The organism is Pseudoxanthomonas winnipegensis, from assembly GCF_004283755.1.
Lineage (GTDB): Bacteria > Pseudomonadota > Gammaproteobacteria > Xanthomonadales > Xanthomonadaceae > Pseudoxanthomonas_A > Pseudoxanthomonas_A winnipegensis.
Window position 1 is genome coordinate 341,930 of the sequence record NZ_SHMH01000004.1, and the last position, 12,923, is coordinate 354,852.

At 70.9% G+C, this 12,923-nt stretch carries 11 protein-coding genes; 8 read left to right on the forward strand and 3 right to left on the reverse strand.

The window, feature by feature from the left end; genetic code table 11:
• Window positions 1-35: 35 nt before the first annotated feature.
• The 3 genes from thrC to EAT51_RS09985 all read left to right on the forward strand — a co-directional run bounded on the left by thrC (window position 36) and on the right by EAT51_RS09985 (window position 4,743).
• Window positions 36-1,328, forward strand: coding sequence for a threonine synthase (gene thrC, locus EAT51_RS09975; RefSeq protein WP_130517472.1), 1,293 nt, complete (start codon window positions 36-38; stop codon window positions 1,326-1,328).
• Window positions 1,329-1,431: 103 nt separating this feature from the next.
• Window positions 1,432-3,867, forward strand: a complete 2,436-nt coding sequence (locus tag EAT51_RS09980; RefSeq protein ID WP_228257878.1) for a DUF3772 domain-containing protein — start codon at window positions 1,432-1,434, stop codon at window positions 3,865-3,867.
• 279 nt (window positions 3,868-4,146) lie between these two features.
• Window positions 4,147-4,743: an HD domain-containing protein gene (locus EAT51_RS09985; RefSeq protein ID WP_130517474.1), complete on the forward strand. Its 597-nt coding sequence runs from the start codon at window positions 4,147-4,149 to the stop codon at window positions 4,741-4,743.
• A 325-nt stretch (window positions 4,744-5,068) separates the two neighbouring features.
• Here EAT51_RS09985 and EAT51_RS09990 read toward each other — a convergent pair whose 3' ends face one another.
• Window positions 5,069-6,322 (reverse strand): TIGR03862 family flavoprotein, encoded by a 1,254-nt coding sequence (locus tag EAT51_RS09990; protein WP_130517476.1) that lies wholly within the window; start codon window positions 6,320-6,322, stop codon window positions 5,069-5,071.
• Between the two features lie 110 nt (window positions 6,323-6,432).
• On the opposite strand from EAT51_RS09990, the gene EAT51_RS09995 reads away from it, so the two are divergent.
• Window positions 6,433-8,040 (forward strand): serine hydrolase, encoded by a 1,608-nt coding sequence (locus EAT51_RS09995; protein WP_130554015.1) that lies wholly within the window; start codon window positions 6,433-6,435, stop codon window positions 8,038-8,040.
• Between the two features lie 278 nt (window positions 8,041-8,318).
• Here EAT51_RS09995 and EAT51_RS10000 read toward each other — a convergent pair whose 3' ends face one another.
• Window positions 8,319-8,756, reverse strand: a complete 438-nt coding sequence (locus tag EAT51_RS10000; RefSeq protein ID WP_130554024.1) for an FKBP-type peptidyl-prolyl cis-trans isomerase — start codon at window positions 8,754-8,756, stop codon at window positions 8,319-8,321.
• A gap of 101 nt (window positions 8,757-8,857) precedes the next feature.
• Between EAT51_RS10000 and EAT51_RS10005 the strand changes: the two genes are divergently transcribed.
• Both EAT51_RS10005 and EAT51_RS10010 read left to right on the forward strand, forming a co-directional pair.
• A complete protein-coding gene (locus EAT51_RS10005) occupies window positions 8,858-9,223 on the forward strand; it encodes a DUF6164 family protein (RefSeq protein WP_130554016.1) in 366 nt (121 codons plus the stop codon).
• A gap of 20 nt (window positions 9,224-9,243) precedes the next feature.
• Window positions 9,244-9,981 (forward strand): sulfurtransferase, encoded by a 738-nt coding sequence (locus tag EAT51_RS10010; protein ID WP_130554017.1) that lies wholly within the window; start codon window positions 9,244-9,246, stop codon window positions 9,979-9,981.
• 2 nt (window positions 9,982-9,983) lie between these two features.
• Here EAT51_RS10010 and EAT51_RS10015 read toward each other — a convergent pair whose 3' ends face one another.
• Window positions 9,984-11,066 carry a GGDEF domain-containing protein gene (locus EAT51_RS10015; protein ID WP_130554018.1) on the reverse strand — a complete coding sequence of 361 codons (1,083 nt, stop codon included), beginning with the start codon at window positions 11,064-11,066 and terminating at the stop codon, window positions 9,984-9,986.
• A gap of 113 nt (window positions 11,067-11,179) precedes the next feature.
• On the opposite strand from EAT51_RS10015, the gene EAT51_RS10020 reads away from it, so the two are divergent.
• Entirely contained in the window at window positions 11,180-11,851 is a 672-nt protein-coding gene (locus tag EAT51_RS10020) for a glutathione S-transferase (protein ID WP_130554019.1), read from the forward strand.
• A 76-nt stretch (window positions 11,852-11,927) separates the two neighbouring features.
• On the forward strand, window positions 11,928-12,923 hold the full coding sequence (locus EAT51_RS10025) for an LLM class flavin-dependent oxidoreductase (protein WP_130554025.1): 996 nt from the start codon (window positions 11,928-11,930) through the stop codon (window positions 12,921-12,923).

Sequence of the window (12,923 nt, forward strand, 5' to 3'; positions counted from 1 at the left end):
ATCGCCAATCCTCAGCTTTTCGGAAAACCTCTCCCATGCACTTCGTCTCCACCCGCAACGCCTCGCCCGCCGCTTCGCTGAGCGCGGCCATCGCCGCCGGCCTGGCGCCCGATGGCGGCCTGTATGTGCCCCAGGCCCTGCCGCCGGTGCGCGCGCTGGCCGCCGGCGAGTCGCTGGCCGGCACCGCCGCCACGCTGCTGCAGCCGTTGTTCGAGGGCGACGGCCTGGAGGGCGCCTTGCCGGACATCTGCGAGGCGGCCTTCGACTTCCCCGCGCCGCTGCTGCCGCTGGCCACGCCGAACGACCATGTGCTGGAGCTGTTCCATGGCCCGACCGCGGCGTTCAAGGACTTCGGCGCGCGCTTCCTGGCGCAGTGCCTGACCCGCCTGCGCGGCGCGCAGGAGCCGCCGCTGACCATCCTGGTGGCGACCTCCGGCGATACCGGCGCGGCGGTGGCCGCCGCCTTCCATCGCCAGCCCAATCTGCGCGTGATCGTGCTGTATCCGGACGGGCGTGTCTCGCCGCGCCAGGCGCATCAGCTGGGCTGCTTCGGCGACAACATCACCGCCCTGCGCGTGGCCGGCTCGTTCGACGACTGCCAGGCGCTGGTCAAGCGCGCCTTGAACGACGCGCAGCTGCAGGCGCGCGCGCCGCTGAGTTCGGCCAATTCGATCAGCCTGGGGCGCCTGCTGCCGCAGATGAGCTACTACGCCCACGCCGCGCTCGGCCACCACGCCCGCAGCGGCAACACGCTGAACTTCGTCATCCCCACCGGCAACCTGGGCAATGCGATGGCCGCGATCCTGGCGCGGGCGATGGGCGTGCCGATCGGCCGCATCGTGCTGGCGACCAACGCCAACCACGTGCTGCCGGACTACTTCGACGGCGGCGAGTACGCGCCCCAGCCCAGCGTGGCGACCATCGCCAACGCCATGGACGTGGGCGCGCCGAGCAACTTCGAGCGCCTGCGCTGGCTGTATCGCGGCGACGACGCGGCGCTGCGCGCGGCCTTCGCCTCGGCCAGCGTGGACGACGACGCGATCCGGCTGGTGATCGCGCGCCGCTATCGGCACTTCGGCGAGGTGTTCTGCCCGCATACGGCCACGGCGGTGAAGGTGCTCGAGGACCTGCGCAACCAGGGCGAGGGCGGCGACTGGGCGGTGGCCGCCACGGCGCACCCGGCCAAGTTCGAGAGCGTGGTCGAGCCGCTGGTCGGCCCGATCGGGGTGCCACCGGCCCTGGCCGACCTGCTGCTGCGCCCGGCCCACGCCGAGCCGATCGGGCCCGATTACCAGGCCCTGGTCGGCCACGTCCTGGCCGGCGCCTGAGCCGGTGGTGAAAGCCGGCGGCACGCGCCGCCGGGCCGGCGACGGGCGCTGACTTATCATCGGCGCCGGTGCGTGGCGTCCACGCGTTGTCCGTGTCGTGATCGTGTCCTTCCATTCCGTTTCGTGTGCCGCCCGGCGGCTGTGGCTGCTGAGTGCGCTGCTGGTCCTGGCCGCCGGTCAGGCGCTGGCGCAGGGGCCGGCCGCGCCGGCGCCCAGCGTCGATGAGGCCCTGCAGCAGATCGACGATGCGCTGAGCACGCTGCAGGACCAGTCCAAGGACGAGCAGGTCCCCGAGAACCTGCACGCGCTGGGCCTGCAGGTGGCCGACGCCCAGCGCCAGGCCGATGCCCAGGCCCTGGCCCTGCAGCCGCAGCTGGACGAGATCGACGAGCGCCTCAAGCAGCTGGGCGACCTGGCCCCGGGCACGCGCGAGGCCAGCGACATCGCCGCCGAGCGCAAGCAGCTGCAGGCCAGCCACGACCGCCTGGACGGCGCGATCAAGCGCGCCAAGCTGCTCTCGGTCGAGGCCCAGCAGCTGGGCGATGCCATCGAGAAGGCCCGCGCGCGCCAGCTCGGCGAGCAGCTGTTCGCCCGCGTCGCCTCGCCGCTCTCGCCGACCCTGTGGCGGCAGATGGCCCAGGCCTGGCCCGACGACCTGCAGCGCCTGCGCGCGGTCGGCCAGGACCTCACGCAGGCGCTCCAGCAGGGCGTGGCCACCCATGGCACCGCGCCGCTGGCCACCGGCATCGCGATCGCGCTGCTGATCCTGCTGCCCGGTGCACTGGCGCTGCGCTGGGTCGGCCAGCGCTATGTGATCCAACGCACGCCGGGCGGGCGCCTGCGGCGCTCGGCGCTGGCGGTCTGGACGCTGGTGCTGGGCACGGCGCTGCCGACGATCGCGGCCTGGGTGCTGATCGATACGCTGCGCGCGATCCAGGCCATCCCCGAGGACCTGGACGGCCTGGCCGACGCGGTGGTCCGGGTGACCTTCTTCTCCGCCTTCGTCGGCGCCACCAGCGCGGCGCTGCTGCTGCCGCGCCAGCCGTCCTGGCGCCTGCTGCCGTTCGACGACGACACGGCGGTCAAGCTGGGCCGCTATGCCTGGCTGACCTCGGTGGCGGTGTGGCTGAGCGGCATGCTGACCGCGCTCAACCGCGTGGCGCGCACCAACCCGGTGACTGGGGTGGGCGTGGACGGGGTGATCGCGCTGGTGTTCGTGGCGCTGGTGATCGCCATGCTGGTGAGCCTGCTGCGCATCCACCGCGGGCCGGTCGAGGCCGCGGCCGAAAGCGGCGAGGCCGCCGCGCCTGCCGTGCCGCAGCGCCGTTCCGGCGTGGTGGTGCTGATCTCGCTGCTGGCGCAGCTGGTGGTCGCCGCGGCCCTGGTCGGCGCGCTGCTGGGCTACGTCAACTTCGCCCGCGCCGCGACCCAGCAGATCATCTGGGCGGTGGTGGTCTGCGGCGCCGGCGGGCTGCTGATGATGTTCGCCGACGACCTGTCGCAGTGGCTGTTCAAGCCCGACAGCCGCTTCGGCAAGGCCGCCAGCGTCGGCCTGGGGCTGCGCTCCAGCCACATGGAGCAGGCCGCCGTGCTGACCGCGGCGGTGGCGCGACTGTGGCTGGTGCTGATGGTGATCGGCGCGCTGCTGGTGCCTTACGGCGCCAATTTCACCAGCATCACCGACTGGATCGTGCAGGCGCGCAAGGCGTGGACAGCCAGCGGCCTGCCGCTGCAGCCGTGGGATGTGCTGCGCGCGGTGCTGGTGGCGCTGATCGGCCTGGCCCTGGTCAAGGCCGCGCACCGCTGGCTGGTGCGCACCTACCTGCCGAGCACCGAGCTGGAGCTGAGCACGCGCGCCTCGGTGGCCGCGGTGATGCGCTACCTGGGCATCACCGTGGTCGCGCTGTGCGTGCTGGTGACCCTGGGCCTGGACATGACCAAGCTGGCGATCGTGGCCAGCGCGCTGTCGGTGGGCATCGGCTTCGGCCTGCAGGCGATCACCCAGAACTTCATCTCCGGGCTGATCCTGATGGCCGAGCGTCCGGTGAAGATCGGCGACTGGGTGCGCATCGGCGATGCCGAGGGCGACGTGCGCCGCATCAACGTGCGCTCCACCGAGATCCAGGTGTCCGACCGCTCCACGCTGATCGTGCCCAACTCGGACCTGATCACCAAGACCATCCGCAACATGACCATGGCCGGTCCGCTGGGCCGCGTGCAGCTGCAGTTCTCGGTGCCGCTGGGCACCGATGTGGGCGCGGTGCGCACGCTGCTGCTGGACCTGTACGCCGCGCACGAGAACGTGCTGGCCGAGCCGGCGCCGTCGGTGTTCATCGACTCGATCGCCGGCGGCATGATCGCCATCAACAGCTTCGCCTACGTGTCCAGCCCGCGCGCGACCTATGGCACGCGCAGCGACCTGTTCTTCGAGCTGCTCCAGGCCTTGGCCGATGCGCAGATCGCGCTGGTCACGCCGCAGGATGTGCGGATCGTCGATGCGGCGCCGCCGGCGACCGGTCAGGAGCAGGCGCCGGGCTGAGCTACGGAGTGGATGCCCTAGGGTCGATTAGGCAACAGGCAGCGGGAAGACAGAATCGGGCGGTAAGAGGGCAGTGGGCAGCGCGGCAGCCTGCGCGGAAAAAACTTGTACCGTCGTTCCCGCGAAGGCGGGAACCCAGCGACTTTCACGCGGACAAGCCAAGGCACTAGGTTCCCGCTTTCGCGGGAACGATGGTGTTTAGACGTTCCAGGCCAGGCTGCTCATGCGCGCAACCACCGCACACCGGCGGTGTAGGCTGCCGCCACACAGGAGTCCGTCATGCACCCGATCCTCGCGCAGCTGCCGCCGGCGCAGCGCCAGGCGCTCGAACAGGCCTATGCCACGCCGCCGCGCGCCTATCACGCCATCGACCACGTGCAGGAGGTGCTGCGCCAGGTCGACGCGGTCGCGCAGGGGCCGGGCTGGCGCCAGCCGCGCGAGGTGCAGTGGGCCGCGCTGTACCACGACGCGATCTACGTGGCCGGGCGCGGCGACAACGAGGCGCGTTCGGCGCAGCTGGCGCAGGCCCATCTCGAACAGTGGCCGCAGCCGGGCGTGGACGCGGCCCGCGTGGTCGAGCTGATCGAACTCACCGCGCGCCATGGCGGCCTCTCGCCCGGCGATGTGGATGCCGAGGCGGCGCTGTTCCTGGACTGCGACATGGCGATCCTGGGCGCGGCGCCGGAGGTCTTCGACGCCTACGACCGCGGCATCGCCAGCGAATACGCGGGCGTGGTGCCGGGCTTCATCTTCCGCCGCAAGCGCAAGCAGTTCCTCAAGGACCTGCTGCAGCGCGAGCGCATTTATCTCAGCGATTTCTTCCACGCGCGCCTGGACGCGGCCGCGCGCGCGAACCTGCGGCGCGCGACGCGCTGAGTCAGGCCTCGCCACGACGCTTGGCGCCCCGCGCTCCGCCCCTCCCCTTGCGCAGCAGGGGGAGGCCGGGAGGGGGTTGGATCAGTCCGCGGCGCGCTTTGGTTGGCCGCGCCGAACCACATCAACATCGTCATCTGCGAACGTTCATCGGCGCAGCCCGCGCCACTGCAGGCTTTGCTGCACCGCACACGCGATCTGTCATGTTCACGACCGGTCCGCGTCACCGGACTTAAACACTTGGCTGCGCATCATGCGCCCACGTTCCGCGACCGCCGGGGTTGAAGCAAGACTTCCTTCCGGCCCTCGCGGACGACCAATGCGGTCGTCAGTCCCCGACGCGACGACCTTTCGCCCAGGCTGCCGCGCCCATGCCGGCGCGGTGGCCCGAGGCGAAACACGCGGTGAGCAGATAGCCACCGGTCGGGGCTTCCCAGTCCAGCATCTCGCCGGCGCAGAACGTGCCCGGCACCGCCTGCAGCATCGCCTGCGCGTCCAGCGCCTCCAGACGCACGCCACCGGCGCTGCTGATGACCTCGGCCACCGGGCGCGGGCGCAGCAGCATCAGCGGCAGGCGGTGGATCGCCTGGGCCAGCGCGATGGCGTCCTGCCGGGCGGCAGCGGCGACGGTCTCGAACACCAGCGCGGCCTTGGCGCGCTCGATGCCCACGGTGCGGCGCAGGTGTTCGCCCACCGAGCGGCCCTTGCGCGGCCGCGACAGCTCGGCGGTCAGGCGCGTCAGGTCGCGGCCCGGCGCCAGGTCGAGTTCGAGCGTGGCCTGGCCCTCGCGCGCGATCGCCTCGCGCAGGGCCGGGGCGATGGCGTAGATCAGGCTGCCTTCGATGCCGGTCTCGGTGAGCACGCATTCGCCCTGTAGCGCGTGCGCCGCACCGTCCGCGTCGCGCCAGTGCGCCACCACCGGCTTGAGCGGCGCGCCGGCGTGCTGGCGCATGTGCGCGCTGAAGGCGATGTCGAAGCCGCAGTTGGCGGGTTTGAGCGGCACCACGTCCACGCCGCGCGCGGCCAGCCACGGCTGCCAGGCGCCGTCCGAGCCCAGCTGCGGCCAGCTCGCCCCACCCAGGGCCAGCACCGTCGCATCGGCCGCCACCCGCAGCGGACCCTGCGGCGTGTCGAAGCGCAGCGCGCCGTCCGCCTCCCAGCCGGTCCAGCGATGCTGGACGTGGAAGCGCACGCCCTGGTCCTTGAGCCGGCGCACCCAGGCGCGCAGCAGCGGCGCGGCCTTCATGTCGCTGGGGAACACCCGCCCGGAACTGCCGACGAAGGTCTCCACGCCCAGTCCGCGCGCCCAGGCGCGCAGCGCATCGGCATCGAAGTCGTCCAGCCAGGCACCGACCTGCGCGGCGCGTTCGAAGTAGCGGGCGTCGAACTGCGGACGTGGCTCGGAATGGGTGAGGTTCATGCCGCCCTTGCCGGCGATCAGGAACTTGCGCCCGACCGAGCCCTTGGCCTCGTAGACCGCCACTTCCAGGCCTGCCTCCCGCGCGGTCTGGGCCGCCATCAGGCCGGCCGGGCCGCCGCCGATCACGGCCAGGGTGGGAGCGGGGGAGCGAGCTTGGGACATCGCGCCATTATGAAGGGCCGCGCGCATGACCGATGGCAGGCCACGTCGTCGCGCGCGGCGGCTATCGTGCGAGGCTGTCTCTTTCCAACCGGGGAACTTCGATGCGCGTGATGCTGACCCTTGCGGGGGCGCTGTTGACTGCTGGCCTGCTGGGCGCCGCCTCTTCCGGGCAGGCGCTGTCCGTCGAGCCGCCGCCGGCGCAGCTGGTGGACTTCGACGCCTATGTCGACAAGACGCGCGAAACCTTCGATGTGCCCGGCATCGCGGTGGCCATCGTCAAGGACGGTCAGGTGGTGCTCGAGCGCGGTTACGGCCTGCGCGAGCTGGGCAGGCCGGAGAAGGTGGACGCCAGGACGCTGTTCGCGATCGCCTCCAACACCAAGGCCTTCACCTCCGCCTCCATCGCCATGCTCGCCGACGAGGGCAAGCTGAGCCTGGACGATCGCGTCATCGACCACCTGCCGTGGTTCCGCATGTCCGATCCCATGGTCACCCACGAGCTGCGCATCCGCGACCTGCTGGCCCATCGCAGCGGCCTGTCGCTGGGCGCCGGCGACCTGCTGTACTGGCCGACGACCACCTACACCAACCAGGAGGTCGCGCAGCGGCTCAAGGACGTGCCGATCAAGGGCGGGTTCCGCTACCAGTACGCTTACGACAACATCCTGTTCGGCGTGGCCCAGCTGGTGATCGAGCAGGCCTCGGGCATGCCGTACAAGCAGTTCCTGCAGCAGCGCTTCTTCAAGCCGCTGGGCATGGACGACACGGTCTACAACAGCGACGACCTCAAGCCCGGCGACGATGTGGCCACCGGGCATTCCAAGGAGGATTTCACCCGGCTGGTGCCCGCGCCGCGCATGACCTGGTCCAATGTCGGCGGCGCCGGCGGGATCTATTCCAGCGTGCACGACCTGTCCAAGTGGGTGATCGCCCAGCTCAACGGCGGGGTGATCTCCGGGGAGGGCGAAAACGCCAAGCGCCTGTTCAGCGCCAAGCGCCAGGCCGACATGTGGACCATGCTCACGCCCATCCCGGTGTCCGAGCCCTCGGTGCCGGAGCTGGCCGCGGTCAAGCCCAACTACTTCGGCTATGGCGAGGGCTGGATGCTCTCGGACTATCGCGGCCGCAAGCTGGTCTGGCACACCGGCGGCTGGCCGGGCATGGTCTCGCGCATCACCCTGGTCCCGCAGGAGAAGCTGGGCGTGATCGTGCTGACCAACCAGGAGGTCGGCGCCGCCTTCAACGCGGTCACCCTGCGCGCGCTGGACGCCTACCTGGACGCGCCGAAGACCGACTGGAACGCCGCCTACGCCAAGGCCGTGGCCAAGTCGCACGGCGATGCCGACGAAAGCTGGGCCAAGCACCAGGCCGCGCGCGACGCCAGCTCCAAGCCCTCGCTGCCGCTGGCCCGCTACGCGCAGACCTATCGCGATGCCTGGTATGGCGACATCGTGATCGCGCAGGAGAACGGCAAGCTGGTGATCCGCTTCACCAAGACGCCGCAGCTGGTCGGCGAGCTCAGCCACTGGCAGCACGACACCTTCGTGGTGCGCTGGCGCGAGCGCTGGCTCAACGCCGATGCCTTCCTCACCTTCCAGCTGGATGCCGACGGCCAGATCACCAGCGCCGGCATGGAGCCGATCTCGCCGCTGACCGACTTCAGCTTCGACTTCCAGGATCTGGCGCTGAAGCCGGTGAAGGCGACGAAGGCGCAATAGGCCTTACGTGGGAGCAACAGGGCCTCAGATCGAGTCGCAGCCTCTGTGTAGAGCGGAGCTTGCTCCGCTGCCTTTCGGACGGATCGTCGGGAAGCCACAGCGGAGCAAGCTCCGCTCTACAGGTGGGATCCGCCATAGGCCGATAAGGCCGCAGGGGCGGCCGCCACGAAAAGCACGCGCTTACGAGGCTTTTCATGTGGGAGTCGCCATGGCGGCGATGAGGCTTTACCGGGAAAGCTCCAGCGCCGCCATGGCGGCTCCCACCGAGCGCTAGATGCCTACGGCGCCTTGACGTCCAGCAGCTCCACGTCGAACACCAGCGAGGCGCCCGGCGGGATGACGCCGCCGGCGCCCTCGTCGCCATAGCCCAGCGCGGCAGGAATCATCAGCGTGCGCTTGCCGCCGACCTTCATCCCCGCCACGCCCTGGTCCCAGCCCTTGATGACCTGGCCGCCGCCGAGCGGGAAGGTGAAGGGCGTGCCGCGATCGATGGAACTGTCGAACTTCGGCCCGTGCTTGTCCGGCTTGGTGTCGTCGTAGATCCAGCCGGTGTAGTGCACGCTGACGTTGTCGCCCGGCTTGGCCAGTGCGCCCTGGCCGACGCTGATCTCATGCACCTGCAGCGTATCCACGCCGCCGTGCAGTTCGATCGGCTGGCGCGGCGGCGCGCAGGCGGCCAGCGCCAGGGTCAGGGCCAGGGTCAGGGTCAGGGCCAGGGTCAGGGTCAGGGTCAGGGCCAGAGGAATCCATCGGCGCATCTTGCGCTCCTGTAGAGGTGACAAGGCGCGCCAAGGTAGCAGCCCGCTATCCTGTGCGCATGGCCAAGCTCCTGCTCAACCTGCGCAACGTGCCCGACGACGAAGCCGGCGAGGTGCGCGCATGGCTCACGCGCGCGGGCATCGCCTTCTACGAGACCACGCCCAGCAGCTGGGGCATCAGCCATGGCGGCATCTGGCTGAAGGACGATGCGGACCTGCCGCGCGCCAAGGCCTTGATGGCCGAGTACCAGGCCGAGCGTGGCGAACGGGCCCGGGCGGCTCGCCAGCAGGCGCAGCAGGACGGCACCGCCGACACCTTCGCCCGCCAGCTGCGCGCGCGGCCGCTGTACGTGGCCGGGATGCTGCTGGCGATCGTCGCGATCCTGGCGCTGACCCTGGCGCTGCCGTGGTGGCTGCTGCGCTGAGCCCCCGTAAAATGGCCGGCATGATCCTCAACATCGCCGCCTATCACTTCGTCGCCATCGACGACCCGCAGGCCCTGGCCGATGTGCTGCTGGCGCGCGCGCGGGCCGCCGACCTGCGCGGCACGCTGCTGGTCGCGCCGGAAGGGCTGAACGTGTTCCTGGCGGGGCAGGCGCCGGCGGTGCGCGACTTCGTCCAGGCGCTGCGCGCCGAGCCGGGCCTGGCGGACATCGTCATCAAGGAGAGCTGGAGCCAGGCGCTGCCCTTCGCCCGGCTCAAGGCCAAGGTCAAGCCGGAGATCATCACCTTCCGTCATCCCGGCAGCGAACCGCTGGGCCGCGACCGCGCCCCGGCGGTGACGCCGCAGACGCTGGCGCGCTGGCTGGACCAGGGGCACGACGACGCGGGCAAGCCGGTGCGGCTGCTCGATACCCGCAACGAAGAGGAGGTCGGCCACGGCACCTTCGCCGGCGCGCTGACCCTGCCGATCACCGACTTCACCCAGCTGCCCGAGGCGCTGGCGCCGCACCGCGCAGCGCTGGCCGACGCGACGGTGGTGAGCTTCTGCACGGGCGGGGTGCGCTGCGAGAAGGCCGCGCTGTGGATGCACGACACCGGCATGGCCAACGTGCTGCAGCTGGAGGGCGGCATCCTGGGTTACTTCGAGCAGGTCGGCGGGCGTCATTACGACGGTGCCTGCTTCGTGTTCGACGACCGCTTGGCGCTGACGCCGGATCTGCGCCCGGTCGCGGCCGGCTAGGCCTAGTTGGCCGGCGCGCGCAGCACCCGGTCGCGGCCGTCGCGCTTGGCCTGCAGCAGGGCGTGGTCGGCGCGGCGCATGGTGTCCTCCAGGCGGTCGGTGGTGCGCACCTGGCTGAGGCCGGCGCTGAAGGTGATGCTGCGGCCGAACTCGATCCGCCGCACCGCCTCGCACAGGTCCTGGATCTGGCGCACGGCCTGCATCTCGGGCAGGCCCGGCATCAGCAGGACGAACTCCTCGCCGCCCAGGCGCCCGACGATGTCCTGGCGGCGCGCGTAGCGGCGCATCGCGTCGGCCACCAGCGCCAGCGCGCGGTCGCCGGCGTCGTGGCCCAGCTCGTCGTTGATGCGCTTGAAGTGATCCAGATCCAGATAGGCCAGGGTCATCGGCCGGCGCGCATCGCGGGTCAGGGTGAACACCACCCGCGCGGCGCGGAACCAGCCCTCGCGATTGAGCAGGCCGGTCAGCATGTCCATGTCCACGCGCAGCTCCAGCTTGCTGCGCAGTTCGAACAGCTCCAGGGCGATGTCCAGGCGCCGCCGGCGCAGCATCAGCCCCGCGCCGATGCCCAGCACGAGCAGGGCCAGGTCGGGGAGCCAGCTCGCCAGCGAGGCATGCACCAGCACCAGCATCGCCAGCGACGGCAGCAGCAGGGCCGCGCCCATGCCGATCGCATCGCGCAGGCGCAGGCTCAGCGGCAGGGCGTGCATGGCCATCAGCAGCAGGACCACATGGGCCAGGCCCAGGCCGTGCGGGTCGAGGGTGACGCTGTAGGCCAGCGCGCCGCTGGCGATCAGCACGCCCAGCACCGCCAGGCTGCCGGCCGTGTCCGAGCGCAGCCCGCGCATCCGCACGACCCAGCCGATGATCAGGACCGCCACCGCGGTGGCGCCGCGCACGGCCATCAGCCGCCAGGCGTCGGGTTGGCCGGTCAGCAGGTCGCGCATGCCGCTGATGACGAACACCAGCGGCGTCGCCACGAAAAGCACTTCGACATAGCGCCCGGATTCACGCTGCTGCTGCTCGATGAGCGCGCTGCGCTGCTCCGGAGCCAGGTCATCGACCCGACCGTTGAACCAACCCATCCGTGACCAGCCCCCTGATTCCAGGGTGACACGATACTCAAATTGACGACGACGCGATGCAGCGGGGTCCGAGGCTATCCTGACCGATCGCCCGCCCTGGAAGCCTCCCGTTCATGATCACCGTCCATCACCTCAACAATTCCCGCTCCCAGCGCGTGCTGTGGCTGCTGGAGGAACTGGGCCTGGACTACACCGTGGTCCGCTATCAGCGCGATCCGCGCACGATGCTGGCGCCGCCGGAACTGCGCAGGATCCACCCGCTGGGCAAGTCGCCGCTGATCGAGGACGAAGGCCGGCTGCTGGCCGAATCCGGGGCAATCATCGAATACCTGGTCGAGCGCTACGACGTGGCCCGCGCCTTCGCGCCGACCCCGGGCACCGATGCCCACCTGCGCTATCGCTACTGGCTGCACTATGCGGAAGGCTCGCTGATGCAGCCGCTGCTGATCACCCTGGTGCTGAGCCGGATCCGCACCGCGCCGATGCCGTTCTTCGCCAAGCCCATCGCCCGCGGCATCGCCGACAAGGCGATGGCCGGCTTCGCCCGCCCGCAGATCAAGCTGCATCTGGACTATCTGGAGCAGGAGCTGGGCCGCCACGCCTGGTTCGCCGGCGAGGATTTCAGCGCCGCCGACGTGCAGATGAGCTTCCCGCTGGAGGCCGCGCAGGCGCGCTATGGCTTCGAGGGCCATCCGCTGCTGGCGGGCTTCATCCAGCGCATCCACGCCCGGCCTGCCTACCAGCGCGCGCTGGCCCAGGGCGGGCCGTACGACCTGCTGAGCTGAATACAGCATCGCACCGGCAGGGCTGGAAGCCGGGCGCCCTGGCCCCATCTCCAAGGGCATGAGTACCTCTTCCCCGATCATTCCCTATTCGGTCCTGGACCTGGCCCCGGTGTGCGAGGGCAGCACGCCGAGCCAGGCCTTCGCCAACGTGCTGGATCTGGCCCGCCACGCCGAAGGCCTGGGCTATACCCGCTACTGGCTGGCCGAGCACCACAACATGCCCGGCATCGCCAGCGCCGCCACCGCGGTGCTGATCGGCTATGTCGCCGGCGGCACCTCGACCATCCGGGTCGGCTCGGGCGGGGTGATGCTGCCCAACCACGCGCCGCTGCAGGTGGCCGAACAGTTCGGCACGCTGGCCTCGCTGTATCCCGGACGCATCGACCTGGGGCTGGGCCGCGCGCCGGGCACCGACCAGCCCACCGCCCGCGCGCTGCGCCGCTACTTCGACAGCGCCGACCAGTTCCCGGCCGATGTGACCGAGCTGCTGCGCTACTTCGCCCCGGCCGAGCCCGGACAGCTGGTGCAGGCCGTGCCCGGCGCCGGCCTGGACGTGCCGGTCTGGCTGCTGGGCTCGAGCCTGTTCAGTGCCACCCTGGCCGCGCAGCTGGGGCTGCCGTTCGCCTTCGCCTCGCACTTCGCGCCCGATGCGATGGACCAGGCGCTGGCGGTGTATCACCGCGACTTCCGGCCCTCGCGCCATCTGCAGCAGCCTTATGCCGCCCTCGGCCTCAACGTGATCGCCGCCGACACCGACGAGGAGGCGCGCCGGCTGTTCACTACCGCCCAACAGGCCTTCGTCAACCTGCGCCGCGGCCGGCCGGGCAAGATCCCGCCGCCGATCGACGATATCGAGGCCTACTGGCAGCCGCACGAGAAGGCCGGGGTCGAGCGCGCGCTGGCCTGCAGCGTGGTCGGCGCGCCGGCGACCGTGCGCAAGGGGCTGAAGGCCTTCATCGATCGCCATCGCCCGGACGAGCTGATCATCGTGGCCAACATCTACGACCACGGGGCGCGCAAGCATTCGTATCGGCTGGCCGCCGAGGCGCTGGCGCCGGCCAAGGCGGCTTAA

Excerpts from the sequence above, each read along its gene's own strand:
- EAT51_RS10005 (WP_130554016.1), top strand. The coding sequence starts at position 8,858 with ATGGCCAAGCTCCTGCTCAACCTGCGCAACGTGCCCGACGACGAAGCC.
- EAT51_RS10020 (WP_130554019.1), top strand. The coding sequence starts at position 11,180 with ATGATCACCGTCCATCACCTCAACAATTCCCGCTCCCAGCGCGTGCTG.
- EAT51_RS10015 (WP_130554018.1), bottom strand. The coding sequence starts at position 11,066 with ATGGGTTGGTTCAACGGTCGGGTCGATGACCTGGCTCCGGAGCAGCGC.
- EAT51_RS09985 (WP_130517474.1), top strand. The coding sequence starts at position 4,147 with ATGCACCCGATCCTCGCGCAGCTGCCGCCGGCGCAGCGCCAGGCGCTC.
- EAT51_RS09995 (WP_130554015.1), top strand. The coding sequence starts at position 6,433 with ATGCTGACCCTTGCGGGGGCGCTGTTGACTGCTGGCCTGCTGGGCGCC.
- EAT51_RS10010 (WP_130554017.1), top strand. The coding sequence starts at position 9,244 with ATGATCCTCAACATCGCCGCCTATCACTTCGTCGCCATCGACGACCCG.
- EAT51_RS09990 (WP_130517476.1), bottom strand. The coding sequence starts at position 6,322 with ATGTCCCAAGCTCGCTCCCCCGCTCCCACCCTGGCCGTGATCGGCGGC.
- thrC (WP_130517472.1), top strand. The coding sequence starts at position 36 with ATGCACTTCGTCTCCACCCGCAACGCCTCGCCCGCCGCTTCGCTGAGC.